Source organism: Streptomyces sp. NPDC048483 (assembly GCF_040651455.1).
In the GTDB taxonomy this organism is placed as follows: domain Bacteria; phylum Actinomycetota; class Actinomycetes; order Streptomycetales; family Streptomycetaceae; genus Streptomyces.
The window spans coordinates 91773-109573 of sequence record NZ_JBEZJZ010000015.1; the positions used below are offsets into that span (position 1 = coordinate 91773).

At 67.5% G+C, this 17801-nt stretch carries 15 protein-coding genes and 2 pseudogenes; 9 read left to right on the forward strand and 8 right to left on the reverse strand.

Annotated features, from left to right (window positions below; all coding sequences use genetic code 11):
• Positions 1-162: 162 nt before the first annotated feature.
• The 3 genes from AB0D04_RS11195 (at position 163) to AB0D04_RS11205 (ending at position 5298) form a co-directional block, all read left to right on the forward strand.
• Positions 163-2541: a collagenase gene (locus AB0D04_RS11195; RefSeq protein ID WP_362701842.1), complete on the forward strand. Its 2379-nt coding sequence runs from the start codon at positions 163-165 to the stop codon at positions 2539-2541.
• 359 nt (positions 2542-2900) lie between these two features.
• Complete coding sequence (locus AB0D04_RS11200) at positions 2901-3356, forward strand: GNAT family N-acetyltransferase (protein WP_362701844.1); 456 nt, start codon at positions 2901-2903, stop codon at positions 3354-3356.
• 337 nt (positions 3357-3693) lie between these two features.
• Positions 3694-5298, forward strand: coding sequence for a hypothetical protein (locus AB0D04_RS11205; RefSeq protein ID WP_362701846.1), 1605 nt, complete (start codon positions 3694-3696; stop codon positions 5296-5298).
• A 57-nt stretch (positions 5299-5355) separates the two neighbouring features.
• On the opposite strand, the gene AB0D04_RS11210 is transcribed toward AB0D04_RS11205, so the two are convergent.
• A complete protein-coding gene (locus AB0D04_RS11210) occupies positions 5356-5880 on the reverse strand; it encodes a hypothetical protein (RefSeq protein ID WP_362701847.1) in 525 nt (174 codons plus the stop codon).
• A 220-nt stretch (positions 5881-6100) separates the two neighbouring features.
• On the opposite strand from AB0D04_RS11210, the gene AB0D04_RS11215 reads away from it, so the two are divergent.
• Positions 6101-6751, forward strand: a complete 651-nt coding sequence (locus AB0D04_RS11215) for an RDD family protein (RefSeq protein ID WP_362701849.1) — start codon at positions 6101-6103, stop codon at positions 6749-6751.
• A 320-nt stretch (positions 6752-7071) separates the two neighbouring features.
• Here the strand turns inward: AB0D04_RS11215 and AB0D04_RS11220 are convergent, their stop codons facing one another.
• A complete protein-coding gene (locus AB0D04_RS11220; RefSeq protein ID WP_362701851.1) occupies positions 7072-8055 on the reverse strand; it encodes a DMT family transporter in 984 nt (327 codons plus the stop codon).
• 395 nt (positions 8056-8450) lie between these two features.
• Here AB0D04_RS11220 and AB0D04_RS11225 point away from each other — a divergent pair, with 395 nt between their 5' ends.
• A complete protein-coding gene (locus AB0D04_RS11225; protein WP_362701852.1) occupies positions 8451-9356 on the forward strand; it encodes an aminoglycoside phosphotransferase family protein in 906 nt (301 codons plus the stop codon).
• 183 nt (positions 9357-9539) lie between these two features.
• Here AB0D04_RS11225 and AB0D04_RS11230 read toward each other — a convergent pair whose 3' ends face one another.
• A complete protein-coding gene (locus AB0D04_RS11230) occupies positions 9540-10985 on the reverse strand; it encodes a glyceraldehyde-3-phosphate dehydrogenase (protein ID WP_362701853.1) in 1446 nt (481 codons plus the stop codon).
• Between the two features lie 302 nt (positions 10986-11287).
• Between AB0D04_RS11230 and AB0D04_RS11235 the strand changes: the two genes are divergently transcribed.
• On the forward strand, positions 11288-11458 hold the full coding sequence (locus AB0D04_RS11235; protein WP_362701854.1) for a hypothetical protein: 171 nt from the start codon (positions 11288-11290) through the stop codon (positions 11456-11458).
• Between the two features lie 20 nt (positions 11459-11478).
• On the opposite strand, the gene tgmB is transcribed toward AB0D04_RS11235, so the two are convergent.
• The 4 genes and pseudogenes from tgmB to AB0D04_RS11255 all read right to left on the reverse strand — a co-directional run bounded on the left by tgmB (position 11479) and on the right by AB0D04_RS11255 (position 14134).
• On the reverse strand, positions 11479-12408 hold the full coding sequence (gene tgmB / locus AB0D04_RS11240) for an ATP-grasp ribosomal peptide maturase (protein ID WP_362701855.1): 930 nt from the start codon (positions 12406-12408) through the stop codon (positions 11479-11481).
• Between the two features lie 6 nt (positions 12409-12414).
• The gene (gene tgmA, locus AB0D04_RS11245) at positions 12415-12606 is read right to left on the reverse strand and encodes a putative ATP-grasp-modified RiPP (protein ID WP_362701856.1); all 192 of its coding nucleotides are present in this window, start codon (positions 12604-12606) and stop codon (positions 12415-12417) included.
• 478 nt (positions 12607-13084) lie between these two features.
• Positions 13085-13516, reverse strand: a pseudogene (locus tag AB0D04_RS11250) (GNAT family N-acetyltransferase).
• 129 nt (positions 13517-13645) lie between these two features.
• Positions 13646-14134: a MarR family transcriptional regulator gene (locus AB0D04_RS11255; RefSeq protein ID WP_362701858.1), complete on the reverse strand. Its 489-nt coding sequence runs from the start codon at positions 14132-14134 to the stop codon at positions 13646-13648.
• Positions 14135-14384: 250 nt separating this feature from the next.
• Here AB0D04_RS11255 and AB0D04_RS11260 point away from each other — a divergent pair, with 250 nt between their 5' ends.
• Complete coding sequence (locus AB0D04_RS11260; RefSeq protein WP_362701860.1) at positions 14385-15551, forward strand: cytochrome P450; 1167 nt, start codon at positions 14385-14387, stop codon at positions 15549-15551.
• Between the two features lie 583 nt (positions 15552-16134).
• A pseudogene (locus AB0D04_RS11265) lies at positions 16135-16321 on the forward strand (lipase); the annotation flags it as partial.
• Between the two features lie 54 nt (positions 16322-16375).
• On the opposite strand, the gene AB0D04_RS11270 reads toward AB0D04_RS11265, so the two are convergent.
• Positions 16376-17206, reverse strand: a complete 831-nt coding sequence (locus AB0D04_RS11270) for an alpha/beta hydrolase (RefSeq protein WP_362701862.1) — start codon at positions 17204-17206, stop codon at positions 16376-16378.
• 56 nt (positions 17207-17262) lie between these two features.
• On the opposite strand from AB0D04_RS11270, the gene AB0D04_RS11275 reads away from it, so the two are divergent.
• Positions 17263-17736: a MarR family winged helix-turn-helix transcriptional regulator gene (locus tag AB0D04_RS11275; RefSeq protein WP_362701863.1), complete on the forward strand. Its 474-nt coding sequence runs from the start codon at positions 17263-17265 to the stop codon at positions 17734-17736.
• The last annotated feature ends 65 nt before the right edge of the window (positions 17737-17801 follow it).

Sequence of the window (17801 nt, forward strand, 5' to 3'; positions counted from 1 at the left end):
GCAGGGGGGTTGTCAGTGCAATATCACATTACTACGTTACGCATCACATGGTGCGGCATCTGCACTCCTGAGTGCCGCCCGCCCGCAGCAGGGCAGTGGGAGCTGTGGACAGCGCTGCCCTGCGCACCCTTCACCTGACACCCCCCCACACAGGAGTCCTGAGTGTTCGCTTCGAGAACCCTGCGCAGGTCCCTGCTCACCGTCGCGACCGCGGTGACGCTCTGCGTCACGGCCGTCGGGACCGGTCATACGGCCGTCCCCGCCCCGGCCCCGTACGCGCCGTCCGCGGCGACACGTCCGGTTGCCGGATCCGGCACGGCGGACGCCGCACCGAACCGCTTCGACAGGGTCGACCGCCGGGCCAAGGCGCCCACGCCATCGGCCCGCGCGATACCGGCCCCCGGCGGCCTCACGGACGGCCGCATCCCCGGCGCGCGTACGCCGAAGCCGAAGGCGAAGACCGCAACGCCGCACGCCACGATCAACAAAGCCGCTGTGCCGTGCACCCTGGATGGCGTCACGGGGCTGTCACCGGAAGAGTTCGCCGACTTCCTCGCCGACCCCGCGGTCACCTCCGACGACTGTTTGCGGACCCTCATCTGGACCTGGGACCGGCGCCTGGCCCCCGTCATGACGGACGAGCACGTCCAGGCCGTCTCCCGCCGCATCACCCAGCTCGCCGCCGACCACGATGGCAAGAACGGCACCCATCTCCTGGAGATGTTCACCTACCTCCACGCGGTCGCGTTCCACGACTTCTCGCACGACGAGATAGACATCACCGACCCGCCGACCGTGGAGGCCATGCGCCAGGCCGTCGACGCCTTCGGCTCGGCCGCCCGCACCTTCGACGTCACCCGCAGCAACGCCGAATCCCTCCGCGAGGCCCTGAACGCGGCGAGCTCTCCGGGCCTTCGTCAGCACCAACTACCGCTGATCAAACGGGTGTTGGAGACCATGGACGCGGACCATCCGGACACCGCCCGGGATTCCTCCTGGGGCGGGGCCGCGCTCGCCGGCCTCTCCCTCAACTATCTGGGCGTCTACCCCGGCAATCAGGACGCCGCCTTCCACGCCGCCGTCGTGGCCGACCCCTCCTACCGGGCCGCCTTCAAAGCCTTCGCCGGCTACACCCATCTCAAGGACACGGACAACGCCTGGGTGGTGCGCGACGCGGTCGGCGAGTACGGGCGCCTCGGACAGGTCGACGCACTCCACGACGAGATCGTCGACGGACTCGGCCCGCTGCTGGACACCGCGGCCGCCAACTTCGGTGAGTACAGCGCCCCTTGGGCGAAGGTGGCCACCTGGCTGGTCGAGTTCGACGCCTGCGCGCCGTACCAGGTCTGCCGCGAGGACATCGAGAAGCACCTCTTCCCCCACACCTACACGTACGGCAAGGAGGAGACGGACGGCATCACGGTCCGCACCGCCCTCGACCGTGACACCGTCGACCAGCTCTACTACGCCAGCAAGCAGGTCAAGGCGCAGTTCCACCGCGTGGTCGGAACCCAGGAACCTCTGGCGGGCGACACCAACTCCACCCTCCATATCGTCCTCTATGCCTCCCGGGCCGACTACGAGAACCTCCAGCCGCTTCTGACCGGCCTGGACACCAACAACGGCGGCATGTACATCGAGCAGGGCGCGACGTTCTACACGTATCAGCGCCGCGTGCCGCAGGACTCCACCCTGACGCTGGAGGAGCTGTTCCGCCACGAGTACACCCACTACCTCAACGGCCGCTGGGCGGTACCGGGCCTCTTCGGCGAGGGGCCGTGGTACGAGGGCGACCGGACCACGGCGATGGACGAGGGCACCGCGGAGTTCTTCGACGGCGCCACCCGCGACGACGGCATCAAGGTCCGCAAGTCCCTGGTCAAGGGCATCATCGACGACACCGCGAACGGCGGCCCGCGGATGACCGTGGACCAGCTGCTGCATGCCACCTACGACGGCGACGGCTTCCGCTTCTACAACTACGCGGGCACGCTCTTCGAGTTCCTGTGGGCGCAACACCCCGCCCTGCTCCAGGAGATGTACCGGAATCTGCGGGCCGACGACCCGGCGGCCTTCGACGCCTGGCGCGACCGGCTCGGCAAGGACGCGGACCTGCAGCGGGCGTATGGCGCCTTCCTGGACGAGCAGATCGCGCACGTGGACGACCTGTTCGTGCCCGACACCGCCTACGTCCCCGTCGGCGAACTCCACGACAGCACGGCCGACCAGGTGCGCGCCTCCCTCGCGGGGGCCACCGGCATCACACCCGACTGCGGCCCCGCCGGCTCACCGGACCGTCCGCGGTTCACCTGCACCGGCCGCATCACGGCGAACCTGACCGACGCCGGGAGCGCCGACGCCGTCTTCAAGGACATGTCCGAGACCGTCGACGGCTCTTTGCTGGACCGGACCACGGACGGCGACAACAATTTCACCGACATGAACTGCTCGTTCGGCAAGGTGGACATCGCATCCGACGGCCATACGGGCACGGCGGACTTCGGCTGCGAAGGCCCGCTGCGCGGCGGAAGCCGAAGGTGACGTCCGGCTCCGGCCCCCCTCCGGTGCCCGGACGGATGGCGATCCGGCCCGGAACCGGCCCGTAGGACGCGGCACGGCACCGGTGAACCACACCTGGCAGCCCAGCCTGTCGCGGTCCTCGCACCGCCCCGCGCCGGTTCACAGAGTCCCGGCGCGGGGCGTGCTGCCGAACGGCCGCCCCGGGCCGGGTTCAGGCGTTCAGCGTGGTGCCCCCCGCTTCGGCTGCCAGGACCCCCCAAAACCCCGTGGCCTCGTCCATCAAGATCGCCATAGCCTCGATGCGGAGCAGCCCCCCATGCGGGTCTGACAGCCGACCGGGCACCCGCAGCACCGGGAGCCCCCGAAGAAAGGTGAAGAGATTGAAGATCGTGGTTGACGACCTCTCCGGCCCTGAGATCGCGCGGTTCCTCCAGGATCACGTCCAGCAGATGCAGTCCATCACGCCGGTGGAGAGCAAGCACGCCCTCGATCTCGACGGCCTTCGGAAGCCGGACGTCACGTTCTGGTCGGTCTCGGACGGTGACACTCTGGTCGGCTGCGGCGCGATCAAAAAGCTGGACGCGGGGCACGCGGAGCTGAAGTCGATGCGTACGCAGCCGACGCGGAAGAGGAGCGGGATCGCCTCCCTGCTGCTGGAACACATCATCGCCGAGGCGAAGGATATGGGCTTCACCCGGCTGAGCCTGGAGACCGGCGCGACCGAGTTCTTCCTGCCTGCCCGGAAGCTGTACGAGAAGTTCGGGTTCCACCAGTGTGATCCGTTCGCGGACTACCGGCCCGATCAGAACAGCACGTTCATGACAAGGGCGCTCTGACACCGACGCCCTCTCCTCGCGGGAGGCCAAGTGACCGAATATGCAGGGCTCGTTCGAGCGGCTACCGCACACTGACCCGCCAGTCGCCCCAGCGCACGCTCATCAAATGACAGTTGGCCCCGCATCTGCCCAATTCCCCTGACAATGCGGCTGGTGATGCGGAAGAGTCGACGGTCAGAATCCACGTCGGAAACCACATCGATCCACGTCGATCCATGTCGATCCACGTCCGGATGGAACACGTCCTGCGCCCTGTAGCCGACACAGCCTGACGCCCACGGGGGAACCTTTGCGCACTCACCTGGCTCTCAGTGAACTTGCCGGAACCGCATCGGAGATGACCAAGTTCACCGATGTGATACCCCCGTGGGCACTCCGCATGATCCTGGTCTGGGTCCTCGTCGGCGTCGCGTTGGCCGGCGTCAGCCCGAGACGTGAGCGGCAGCAGCTGATGGGGTTGATGCTTCGTACGGTGATCCCGCTGCTGGTGTTTCTGAGCGCCGCAGCAGTGCCGTGGGCGGTAGGTACGGAATTCCCTGCGTGGTGGGACAGGTGGTGGACATACGTCCTGCCGGTGATCTCTCTGCTCTTCGGTCTGGTGTTGTGGCTTCCACTGCACGGTGCGCGGCTCGGCTGGCGCGGGAAGTGGGATTTCCCGTATCCCCTCGCCACGCCCTCCGACGTCACGGCGGACGGGGCCAAGGAATCGCCGACTCATACGCCGGCTTCCGTCGACGGCCGACAGCTCGCCGTCCCGCGGTATGCCGGGGTGCAGCTATTGGGGTGGCTGATCCTCCTGCTCGGGTTGGCCGTCGCACTTGGCGCGATGAAGGTGATGGCGACCCCGCTCTCCTATCCCCGGTGGCTGGCCTCGAATGCGTTTCTGCTGCTCGTATCGGGCGGGTTCATTTACCTTCATGGCCGGAATACTCTGCGGTTCGCCGGTACTCGCCGGTCCCGCAGCTTTCCGTCCCTGCCCGCGCGGGAGAACGCCTGGGTGGGAATGTTGCTGTGGGTGGCCGCCTGGCTGTGCTGCCTCGCCGGGCTGGCCCTGACGCTCGGCGCAATGACCGCCATGGTGGATGGTGCGCACTATCCGGCAGGGGCGACCTTCATCGCCTTCCCGCTGATGCTGATCGGCGGTGGCATTTTCACGCAGGGAAGGAAAGCATTCCTTCGGTCGCGCCGGCACCGGGCCCGCATCATTCCCTCCCCACGGATGCTCCAGCCAGGCTCCTACGTCCTTTATCTGCGGTCATTCGAGGACGATCAGGCGCGTACGGCATTGCACCAGCACGCCTTGCCGGGTGCGGTGGGCGGGATCCTTGGTTTCGCCCTGTCCGGGCGCTCAGCGGAGGAGCACATCGCTGATGCCTTACGACCGGTGGGGCCACTGATCGCCGTCGGCGCGCCCGGTGAACGGCTGCCGCATGTGGGGGCGGTGCGCATGTATCTGCCGAAGGAGCAGTGGCGGGAACCCGTACGCCAGCTCATGCGCCGGTCCCGACTGACCGTGCTCACCTTGGGGCGGAGCGAAGGGACGATGTGGGAACTCGCCGAGGCAATGCGCCTGCTGCCGCCGCAACGGCTGTTGCTCGTCATCCCCTCGATGGGCAGGCAGGAGTACGAACACATCCGTCGGGCGACCGACGCGGCTCTGCGCCCCCGCACGTCCGCGGCGCCCGAGGGTGTCGTCGCGTCCGGCATTCCCGGGTCCAGGTTGCCGGAATGCCCCAAGTGGCTCGAGCACGCCGATCGTTCCAGCGAACCGGTGCAAGGCCTCATCCACTTCTCATCCGACTGGGCACCCACCCTGACCCCCGTCATGGGAACGTCCAACGAAGGCCGGTGGAACCTCTTCAGCGCCCTGCTGCCCGGCCTGGACAAGACATTCACCCCGCTCGCCGACTACGAGAAGCAAGCCGGCCGCCACTGCGGCTGATCCGTCAGCAATGAAGCACTCCTGCCCCCATACCCCTGGCACCCAAGTCATGTCGGCTCAGCCGAAGGCTAAGGCGCCGCTGCCCAGCAGATAGGCCGCCGCGAAGATCCACGGCACCCACTGCTCGACGTGGGTGAGCGGAAGATACCGTCGCCAGTCCTTCCCCTCACCCAGGGCGGCCCACTCGCCTCTGGAATACGCGTACGCCGGAAGCCGCTCCTCCAGCGCGCCGATGACGGCAAACTTCGCTGCGTTCAGCTGCCGGTAGGAGCGGATGAGCGCGAACCATGCCGAGCACTGCGTCAGCAGGATCAGCAGCCCAGCCACGAGCAGCCACACCGGCATCCGCCCGGTGTGGCCGCTCCCAAGACCGACGAAGCCTGCGCCGATCAAACTGTTGAGGGAGAGGAAAAAGGTGTTCGTCAGGCTGCGCCGGGCGCTGATCCGGTCGGCCATCTCCACGCAGAGTTTGTACTGTTCGAGCACGCTGTTGCGGTACAGCTCGGCTTCGTAGGGAGTCTGCCGGCGAGGGGAAATGGCGTCGTTCCACATGGACGCTGAGACGTCTGAGGGATCCGTCATGGAGACATCCTGTTCAAGACGTCAAGATCAGGGGCCATTTCCTTCCCATTGCAGCGGACTTCTTGTCGGCCGGACTTCCTGCCGGCCTGTGTGTGCCGCCCTCCGTAACAGCTCACCGGCGTCCGGTACGCCTTCTCCCTGCCCGCTCTGCCCCGAACCTGCGACCGGCGCCCTGGCTGCGTGTGGAGGTTCCGCACACGCCATGGAAGGATCCGTATCCATGTACGAGCAATCCTTCCCGCAGCAGCCGAACAACCAGCAACCACAGCACCCGTATCAGCAGCAGCCATATCAGCAGGGCCCGCCGCCCCCGCAGCAGTACGGTCAGCAGTACGGGCAGCCGCAGGGGCAGCCGTACCAGCAGCAACCGCAGCACCCGTATCAGCAGCAGCCGTATCAGCAGGGCCCGCCGCCCCCGCACCTGACAGCGGTGGCTCCGCGTATCCCCGAACCTGCCAATGACATGCGCCGCATCGGCGCGGTCACTCTCGACGGCTTGCTGACCCTGACCGTCATCTTCGGCGGCTTCCGCGCCCTCTCGGGATCCGATCTGCCGTTCCTGAAAGAACTGCTCATCGTCGTCGGCAGCGGCCTCGGTTTTGCGTTTCTCAATCATGTGATCCTGGCCCGGATCTCCGGTGCGAGCATCGGCAAGTTCGCCGCCCGCACCCGGGTGATCTACGAGAAGACCGGCACCCGCCCCGGCCTGCCCCGGCTCTTCCGCCGTTGGCTGGGCGGCTACCTCTACATCGCGATCTGGCTCATCGCCGCGCTCATGGACTCGGCGGACGAGGGTCCGGACGACTTCTGCGGCGTCCGCCTGGTCCGCTACCGCGACCTGCGGGCGGCCGCCCAGATGCAGGGCCGGTAGCGACGACGGAGGAGGCGAGCAAGTGCGTCCCCGACGGCTCCCGCCCATTGCCGGGTTCCGCCCGGTCCGAGGGCGGGTGCCGGGGGTACGTGGGTCGCCGTAGTCAGTGACATCACCCCTGTTGCAGTGGCGTCGCAGCACCGCGCCCAGTGAGCCGGCAATCCGACCGCGCTGGACGTCCTGCCGGGACAAGCGCAAGCGCCGTCACCGCAACACGTCGCCACGTTGGCATTCCCGCTGCCACCTGAGGCGTTTCCTTCGGGTCAGCGTGCTGAGCGTGGGGCCGGCATCACGCACGTCGTCCGTCGAGCCGTACGGGACTACCTGTTCGGTGCAGAGGTGGCGGCCGCGGCGCAACTCCCTTCTTGTACGGGCGGTGCTGCTGCGGCATCTGCCTCCGGTTTTGACCCAGTGGCCTCAGCGGCCCGCCTTCCCCACGCGGTGCCGAGAAGAATCAGCGCTGCTCCGGCGTAGCCGGGCGCTCCCAGTTGGTCCCCGCCGAGGGCGACGCCGATCACAGCAGCCCAGAGCGGTTCCGTACCCAGCAGCAGGCTGACACGGGACGGGTTGGTGCGGCGCACGGCCCACAGCTGGGCGAAGAATGCGAACAGCGTGCACAGCAGTCCCAGGTAGAGGAGGTCCAGCCACTGGCCCGCCTCCAGGGCGGAGGCCACGCGCAGGGGCGGGGTTCCCGCACATGTGGAGAGCGCTGCGAAGCAGATGACGGCGGTGGACAGTTGGACGAAGGTGAGAGCGCCGTCATCAGCGCTCTTGATCGAGGCGAGCCGGTGTGTGGTGAGCACATTGGCGGTCCGGGCGAGGGCCGCGAGGAGCATGAGCAGGTCGCCGATGGAGGGTGGGGTGAACCCGCTGCCCTGGGTGAGGAGCACTATTCCCAGCACTGAGCCGGCGGCAGCCATGAGAAACGATCCGGTGGGCCGCGTGCGGCACAGCGCTGCCTCGGCCAAGGGGGTGAAGACCATCGTCAGGCTGATGATGAGGCCGGCGTTCGTCGCCGAGGTGTGTACGACGCCGTAGGTCTCCAGGAGGAAGACGCAGGTGAGGATCAGGCCGATGACGATTCCGCCGCGCACCTCGGCCGCCGTGAGCCGTCGGATGGCGCGGAGGCGGAGAAGCCCGAGTACGGCAACGGCCATGAGGAAACGCAGGAGCAGCATGGCGAGGACGGTCGACGGGCCCGTGATGCTTTTGGTGGCCAGATAGCTGGAGCCCCAGGTGATGGCGACTGCCAGCACGGGTACGTCGGTCAGCCAACTGCGGTGTGATGAGGGCGCACGTGTCATGGGGTTCCCAACGATGACCGGACGGCTTTCCGGACGGTGGAACCACGTCGTTGTAGCCCGCTGACGCCGAAGATCAACTCGACGGAGTTCACCGTACCGGTGCGTGCCCATGACACAAGGTGCCCTATGTCACACCATCCTCGGCCGAGACGTATTTGCGTATCAGCAATGCGTCAACTCGACAGCATGCAAGTTGAGTTACGCCATGCCGACCCGTGGCTGGATGAGTGGGGCATTCGCCCAGTGGAACCGGGGACAGGGCTAGTACGGGGGCGATGTTCGGCCGGGGGGCGGCGTCCGCGCGTCGGCACGTCCGGGAACGGCCGGCTCGCGGGGCAGTACTGGCCGGAAAAGCGTTTGACGCCCGTCGGCCTCCGGCGATCGGATGGCGCCCTATGAGCACAGGGCAGATGCAGATGCATCCCGGTCTCCACCCCATCGACGGCGACCTCGTACGGCGGCTGATCGCCGGGCAGTTCCCGCAGTGGGCGGGCCTGGCGGTGGAGGGGTTCCCGTCCGGCGGCACGGTCAATGCCATGTACCGGCTGGGCGAGGACATGGTCGTACGGCTGCCGCTGGTGAAGGGCGGAGCCGCGGACGTATCGATGGAGCAGGAGTGGCTGCCCCGCCTCACAACCCGGCTGCCCACGGCCATCCCCGAGGTGCTCGGGGCGGGGGAGCCCGCCGAGGGGTATCCGTGGCCGTGGTCGGTGTACCGGTGGCTGGCGGGGGAGAACCCCGAGGCGGGGGCGCTGAGCGAGCCCGTGCTGCTGGCCGAAGATCTGGCCGAGTTCGTGGCGGCGATGCGGCGCCTCACCCTGCCGGGGGCGCCGGAGGCGCACCGCGGAGGGCCGGTTGCCTCGCTCGACGCGTCGACCCGGGCGGCGATCGAGGAACTGCGCGGGATCCCGGAGGAGAGCATCGACTGCGATGCCGCGGCCGCTGTATGGGAGGACGCGCTGCGGGCCCCGGGCTGGGACGGGCCGCCGGTGTGGCTGCATGCCGATCTGATGCCGGGCAATCTGCTGGTGGAGGGTGGCCGGCTGACCTCGGTGATCGACTTCGGGTGTATGGGGGTGGGGGATCCGGCGTGCGATCTGTTCCCCGCGTGGAATCTGCTGCCGGACGAGGCAAGGGAGGTCTTCCGCGAGGCGCTCGGTGTGGACGACGCGACCTGGAACCGCGGTCGGGGGCGGACGCTCTCGCAGGCGCTGATCGCGCTGCCGTACTACCGGAGGACGAACCCGGCAATGGCGCACAACGCCCGGCACGTGATCGGGGCGGTGCTGGGGGAGGGCTGACGCCGCTTGTCCTGGTACTACGGCCCGGAGCGGTTGGGGGGGACCGCCGTAACTGCGGCTGTAGTACCCGGCCGTTCGGCGGGTGGCGGTGGCAGAGCAACCGGATGCCTCTCGGGATCGGTTGTCGCCCCACCGCCACCCCGCCTGCCGGGACAGGGGATCGGACCGGACAGTCCGACGAGATCAGACCGCCGGGGCCGGGTAGGTCGGGTACTCCACCCCGGAGACGTACTGGACGACGCGGATGACCTGGCAGGAGTAGCCGAACTCGTTGTCGTACCAGAGGTAGAGGATCGCGTTGTCGCCCTCGACCTTGGTGGCGCCGGCGTCGACGATCGAGGCGTGGCGCGAGCCGATGAAGTCGTTCGAGACCGCGTCGGGGGCGCTGGTGAAGTCGATCTGGCGCTTGAGCGGCGAGGTCAGCGACACGTTGCGGAGGTAGTCGAGGACCTCCTCGCGGTTGGTCTCCCGCGCGAGCTGCAGGTTGAGGATCGCGATCGAGACGTCCGGCACCGGGACGCGGATCGAGCTGCCGGTGATCTTCGCCTTGAGGTCGGGCAGGGCCTTGGCGACGGCGGAGGCGGCACCGGTCTCGGTGATCACCATGTTGAGCGGCGCCGAGCGGCCGCGACGGTCGGCCTTGTGGTAATTGTCCAGCAGGTTCTGGTCGTTGGTGAACGAGTGGACGGTCTCCACGTGGCCGCGCAGGACGCCGTACTCGTCCTCCATCGCCTTCAGCGGCGGGACGATCGCGTTGGTGGTGCAGGAGGCGCAGGACAGGATCTGCTCGTCCGGCTTGATCATGTCGTGGTTGACGCCGTGCACGATGTTGGGGACGTCGCCCTTGCCCGGCGCGGTCAGGACGACCTTGTCGATACCGGGGCGCAGGTGCTTCGAAAGGCCCTCGCGGTCGCGCCACTTGCCGGTGTTGTCGATGAGGATGGCGTCCTTGATGCCGTACGCCGTGTAGTCGACCTCGGACGGGTCGTTGGCGTAGATCACCTTGATCGCGTTGCCGTTGGCGATGATCGTGCTGTTCGCCTCGTCGACGGTGATCGTGCCCTGGAACTGGCCGTGGATGGAGTCACGGCGCAGCAGCGAGGCGCGCTTGACGATGTCCTGCTCGCCGCCCTGACGGACGACGACGGCACGCAGCCGCAGTCCGTTGCCGGAGCCGGCCTTCTCGATGAGCAGGCGGGCGACGAGGCGGCCGATGCGGCCGAAGCCGTAGAGGACGACGTCGCGCCCCTCGCGGCACTCGATCTTGTTGGCACCCGTGGCACCGGCGACGGCCTCGGCGGTGAACTCCGCCACCGAGAGACCGCGGTCGTCGCTCTTGTACGTCGCGGCGAGCATGCCGATGTCGATCTGGGACGGGCCGAGATCGAGCGTGGTGAGGGCCTGCAGGAACGGCAACGTCTCGGTGACCGAGAGTTCCTCGCCGGCAATCTGCCGGGCGAAGCGGTGGGTCTTGAGGATGCTGACGACCGACTTGTTCACCAAGGAGCGGCTGTGCAGCAGGACTGTGACGTCCTGCTCCCGGTGCAGCTTCCCGATGATCGGGATCATCGACTCCGCGATCTCCTCGCGGGTTTTCCAGTTGGTGAACGAGTCCTCGTTGACAGTCACAGGATTATCTTTCGAGCTAGGCGGTGCTCATATGCTAGCCCACTGCCCATTTGATCATTCAATCGGTGCCACCTGAGTGGGACGTGGTGATCGAATCCATGGTCACACCGGGACGGGAATGAGCCGCTGCGTGGGGGGAGAGGCTTCGAGCTTGTGGTGATTTGTTCCGATATGCACCTGCGTGATCTCCGTCGGTGCTTGGTGCCGGCGTGATCTGCGTCTACCTCTACCGGATCTGATCTACCGGATCTGCGTCTACCGGATCTGATCTACCGGCTCGGCGGACCGTTGCTGGGGCGGGGGTGCCCGCGCCCCGGTCGCCCGCGGTCGCCTGGCCGGAGGCGGTCGGAGGCGGCCGAGCGCTCCGCCTCGCCGCGCGGGGGACCGTGGAGGGGGACGCCCTTGCTCACCGCGCCGCCACCCGCTACCAGGCCGGACTCGGCCTCACCGCATCGCTGCTGATGTGGGCGTGACAGGTGAGTGACGACGGTTTTCAGATGGAGGGCGCGTCCGCCAGCCAGGAGGCCACGGCCTCGGTGATGGGCTGGTCGGTGTCGAGCTGGACGAAGCCGAACTGGCCGCCCTGGTTGCACTCCAGGAACCACCAGGTCCGGTCGGTGTCCTCGGCGAAGTCGAAGGCTCCGTAGGAGAGTTGAGCGGTGCGCATATAGGCCTCCACGGCGAGCCTGATGCGGTCGGGCACCTCGGTCGGTTCCCACATGCCGTGCTCGGTGAAGCGGCTGTCCACCTCTTCGGGGTCGGATTTCCTGCGCGCGGCGAACAGCTGCCCGCCGACGCAAGTGAGCCGGATATCGGCCTGCTTGGAGATATGCCGTTGGAACAGGGTCGGGGCGGCCGCAACCCCGGAGAAGTCCACGTCCGGGCTGATGCGGGTGGTCGGCAGCACCATCGGTGGATCCGTGGGGTGCCCGCCGGACACCGATTTCACCACGATGTCCTGATACGAGACGGCGAACCGACGGGCGACCGACGGGAACGAAGTGATCACCGTGGGGGGTACGGCGAAACCCGCGTGATGGGCGGTGCGGAATTGCCAGGGCTTGCAGCGTGCTTGTGCGGCCGCGACGGGGTGGTTCATCCAGCGTGCGGGGGTGCAGGTGAGCATGCCGTATAAGGCGTGCTCGGCCTCGGCCGTAAGCCATGCGGACTGTTCCGGGGCGTGTGCTGCGGGAGTGCCGGGGCGGCGGACCCATACCGACCGCAGACTGCTCAGGCTCACCACGCGTTCACCCGCCTTGAGGTATCCCTCGAAGTCGCCCTTGACGTACTCCGCCGACAGGGAGACCTCCCCGGGCAAATCGGCAGGGTCGAGGCGGACGAGCGGGACGCCGAGTTCGTGCAGCCTCGACACCACCATGTCCGCCGTCAAGTCCTCCTCGCAGGTGAGGATCAGGACGGTCATGGGAGATCAGTCGTCGAAGTGGGTCTTGGAACCGGCTGTGGAGGCGGTGGAGCCGGTTGCCAGCAGTACCGCCCGACTGCACGAGGCCGGGCGGCCGTCGGGAAGAACATTCAATTGCCGGGTGGGGTCGTAGGCGTACGGAGTGGTGGACGGCGACTGCACCACCGGACGGGCGTAGCTCAGCGCGAAGGGTTGCATACCTTCTCCTTCAGGGCTCGGATGCCTCAACATCCGGTGGTACTGGGCGGGAACATCTGGTGTTCCCTGACTAGTCTCTACGAATAAGGCGACGAAAATGATCGAATGATGGCTATTTTTGCTCGCTTCTGCCGACTTTCTTGACGACATCATCGTGAGTGCGTAGCGAGCGTGTGGAGGGTCGCTTGGCATCCCGCATGGTCGTCACTTCACCGACGCAGCCGGGCGGGTGGCAGTTGCGGCCGGGCTTCGACTCGCGCCGTAATCCGGCCATCAGGGGTTCGCCCAGTGGCGTCGCGATGTGAGAGGGGCATCGGCGCCGGTTGGTTCCCTGAGCCGGGAAAGCCGCTGCGTAGCCGGGCGTTCGCCTTCGGTGGCAGCGCTTGTCCATGAGGCTGAAGGGCAGTTGGCGGCCAGGGTGGTGGGGAATGTTCGCGGGGGAGGGCGGCGCCGTGTGGCTGCGATCAGGTCCGGGCACTCACTGCGCAGGGTTCATGATCATGAGATTCTGAGGATCGGGGAAAGGCACGAAGCCGGCCTTGGCGTAGACCTCGTGGGCGTCGAGCGTGGACAGGAGCACGCGCTTGAGTTTGTACGGGGCCAGGTGGTCACGGATGGCAGTTGCCAGCCAGGTGCCTAGGCCTATGCCGCGGTGTGTGGGGTCGACATAGACATCGCAGAGCCACGCGAAGGTCGTCAAGTCGGTGACGACGCGTGCGTAAGCAGCCTGAGTTCCGTTGGCGTCGTAGAGGCCGAAGCTGAGAGACACGCGAAGGGACTCCTCGACCGTTTCGCGGCTGCGGCCAAGGGCTCAGAACGCATCGGTCGAAAGCCAGTGGTGCACCGAGTCGATGTCGAGGCGGTCCGGATCGGTGTCGATCTCGTAGCCGTCTTCTCTGCGGGCAATCATGATCACGAGGGTAGTTCCGGGCATTGCCGCGGAGCCATCACATAAGAGGGCCCACCGCCCGGCGAAGGCGGCGGGGCGTCTTGAGAGTCTGGAGATCCTGGACAGCGTTTCGAGGAACCTGGCGGACCGTCACGTGTCCGAATCTGGTGGTGTGAACTGAGCGCCCATGGTGGAGCACAGTTGGGCCAGGATGGTCTCGAACTGTTGAAGCAGCTCGGACGGATACTGCGAAAGGACGGCGTCCTGACGTCCGTTGACAGGTCCGAAGAACTCGTCGGCGAGTTCCTTGACCTGCTTGCTGCTGTGCAGGGTAACGATCCGCCGGTCGGTGTGTTCGCGGGTGCGGGTGACATACCCGGCCTGCTCGAGGCGGTTCAGCAGCGCGGTCATGGCCCCCGACGAGAGCGAGATGCGCCTGCTGAGCAGGGCGGGTGACAGCGGGAGGCCCCGCTGCTCGGCGGAGGCGATCTCCAGCAGAGCGAACGCGTCGGTGGAGTGCACGCCTATCTGGACGGCGAAGCGGCGGCCCAGTTCGGTGAAGCGCGCACCGTAGGCCCTGAGCCCTTCCGCCAGCCGCTCACGCTGCGCCGCGACGCCGTCGGGTACCGGTTCCTCCACTGGGCCCTCCGTTTTGGCTCGCCGTCGACGATTCACGTTGGCGGCACACATTGACAACCTGCCGCCGGCCAGCCTACCTTCCCCGTGGAATTACTTCACCATGAAGTTTCTTTGCCGTGGAGTCACTTCGGCGAACACGTCAGTGACATCACGTCAGTGAACACGTAAGTGGGGGGTGTGCAGGGACGGCCTGTTTCTGCTCCTGCCCTCACCTGATGCCCCGCCGCTGCTCCCTACCGCAGGAGTCCCGATGCCGAACGCTCCCCACCTCGACGACATCGACCCGTTCGCCCCAACACGTCGCGCTATCACCGAACCCGATCCGGTCCACGCCGCCTTACGTGCCGCCGGCCCCCTCGTCCAGGTGAACGCCCCTGCTGGAGGACCGGCATGGATCGTGACGGACGAAGCCTTGGCGCGCGTGGTGCTCGCCGACCGCCGGATCGCCAAAGACCCCGCGTTCGCGCCTCCCGGCTGGGACCGGCACACCGCCGGACTCGAGCAGACCGCCGCCGAGCAGCCGTCCCTCACCACCCTCGACGGCCCCGAACACGCCGACCTGCGACGCGCCCATGCACCGCTCCTCAACGCCAAACGGATCCGCGAGCAGTCCGATCGGATCCATGCGATCGCCCGGACGTTACTCACCGAGCTGGCCGCCGATGGCACGAACGTCGACTTGATGGCCGGATTCACCACCCGCTATCCGCTCACCGTCCTGCTCGATCTGCTCGGCATTCCTCTCGATCACGTCGACCAAGCAGCCGATGCCTGCAGGCAGATGTTCAGCGCTGAGCCCGGCGAGCGGGGCAGGGCGATCGCCGCACTCTCGGAACTCGCCGCCTCGGGGCTCGGCGACGGCAGCCAGGGACTGGCCGCCGAGTTGCGTGACCGGGCTCCCGTGGGCACCACCCGAGACCAATTGCAGTACCACCTGTTCGCGCTGATCTTCGCCGGACAGCTCACCACGGACGCCGCTCTCGGCATCCTGATCGCCCGCACCCTCGTGGACGGCCCGCACCGAAGCCGGGTGGACGAAGGGGAAACCGGCGAACTGGTCCGCGAGACGCTGCGGCTGTACCCACCCGCCCCGTTCAGCCTCTGGCGGTTCACCACCACCGAGATCGCACTCGCCGGGACATGCCTTCCCGCCCGCGCACCCGTACTCGTCGACATCCAGGGAATCAACACCGACCCCGCCCGCTCACCCGGACCAGACCTGGCCTTCGGAGCCGGTCCGCACTTCTGCATCGGCGCCCAGCTCGCACAGCTCGAACTGCGCGCGGTGACCACGGTGCTGCGCACCGACTTTCCCGACGCCCGTCTCGCCGTCCCCTTCACCGAGCTACAGCAGATCAGCATCGGCGGCCTGCAAGGAAGCCGACTGACCACCCTCCCCGTCACGCTGCGCGGCTGACGGCTCGCCACCACCGCGGCCTCCGTGGAGAGACGACCCAAGCGCCCTTCAGGCAGCGGAATTCGCCTTCGGGGTGTGTGGAGCGTGGATCTTCGATGCCTTCATCCCCGAGGCGTACCGACCTCACCCGGATCCCAGGATGCGCTGCCGTCGGCAGGCGGCGGACGCGCGGAACTGGTTGATGTTCCTCGGCGCCCATCTGGAACACCGTTTGCGAGGGACGACCGACCTGGGCTGGTGGCACCTGCGGTACGCCACCCCGCTGCCTCTCGTCGGCCTCGTATTCGGTCTCTTGAGCGGCTTGGCCGGCGGGCTCGTCGGAGGGACTACGGCCAGCCTCATGTCCGGACTGGGCCCGGGAGTTCCGTCGGGGATCGTCAACGGCCTCGGCACCGGACTGGCGGCCGGGCTTACGGCCGTGCTCGCAGGGCGAAGCGAACCGGCGCAGAAGCTGCACTGGTCCCCGGTCGGCATCGCCTGCGGCCTCGCCGTGGGGCCAGGGCCGACGGCCTCGCTGGTTGCCGGGCTCGCCGCCGGGATCACCGTCGGCCTCGTCACCGGGGCCGTCAGCACCCTCATCGCCGGCAAGCCGCAGTTCAAGGCCGTGGGCGATCTCGCAGAGACCGCTGCCGGAAAGCTGACGCTCCACGTCATCCGGGACGAGCTCTCCAGCGTCATGAAGCAGCGCGCGGCCGACAATCCCACCTGCACTACCTCGACGGCTGCGAACTCTATGCGAGGCCCGCTTCGCCGAGCTGCCGCTGCCCGACCTTCCGGAGACTGGCCTGTTGCGTTATCACCTACCGCTGCGCCGGAGCCCTGTGTCAGCTGTTGTCAGCGGATGCGGCGCGAAGGAAGTTCCCGAGGATCTCGTTGAAGGCATCCGGTCGTTCCATGTTGGGGTAGTGAGCGGTGGCTGCGACGGTCGTCGCGCGGCCGCCTGCCACGGTGCGTACGAGACGTTCGGCCATGTCGATGTGGTCGTCCGAGTCGATACCGCCGTTGATGGCCAGCACCGGGACCGTCATCTTCGCCGCGCGCTCCCAGGTGTCGGTCACGGGCACCATGTGCATGGGCTCGGTGCCGGTGTGTTTGGCGACGGTCCGCCAGGTCATCTCCCGCAGCCTGCACACGACATCCTGGTCGACGTCGTCGAGCGTGCGGCGCGGTCCTGCCGCGAACTGGGTGAATGCCTCGACCCAGCTCTCGGCGTCACCCGCCGCCAGCGCACGGGCCTGCTCGGCCTGGATCTCGTGGACCCAGGGATCCTGGAATTCGGGTTCGCTGGTGCCGACGCCGCTGACGACCAACGCGCTTACCAGATCGAGGTGTTCGAGCGCGGTATCGACGGCGATGCCGCCGCCCATCGACACCCCGACGAGGATCGCGGGACCGACGTCGAGGTGACGCAGCAGCGCCGCGACGTCGTCGGTGTGACGGAACGGTTTGCTTGCGTTGGAGGATCCGCCGTGTCCGCGGGCATCCGGTGCGATCACCCGGTAGTGAGGCGCGAAGGCCGGTATCTGGTCGTCCCACATGCTGTGGTCCAGGAAGCCGCCGTGCAGCAGCACCAGCGGCTGTCCCGCCCCGGCGTCGCGGTAGGCGAGGTGGCCGTCCGCCGTATCTAACGAAGACATGTCAGAAGCGTCAGTCATGACAACCAAGGTGCCATATTCTTCGGTGTTGACAATGAAGGTGTCATCCTTGCCGGGTGACTGATGCTGACACGCCCCTCGCGCCCGACGACCTCGCCCACCGCCTCACGGAAGTGTTCGCTCTGGTCGGCCCGTTGTACCGACGCGTGCACCGCAAGGTGGAACAAGCAGCGCCCATCGAGGGGCTCTCCGTCGGCGTGCGTGCCGTCCTGGACCTGCTCCTCGAACGCGGGCCCATGACCGTCCCGCAGATGGGCCGCGCACAGGCGCTGAGCCGACAATTCGTGCAGCGCATGGTCAACGACGCCACAGCCCGGCAGCTGGTCGAGATCACCCCCAACCCCGCCCACCAGCGGTCCTCGCTGATCCGGCTGACCGGCGACGGCAGGGCGGCCATCACCGCGGTAACCACCCATGAGCAGGCCCTGCTGCGCCAGGTCGGCGGCGATCTGACCGACGCCGACCTGACCGCATGCGTGCATGTGCTCACGCAGATGCTCGAACTCTTCGGCGACGTCGATGTGAACTGACTTTCCTGCTGCATGCCCGTAGGGCGTCGGTTCACCTTCGTCCCCACGGGGATGATCCCTCGCGC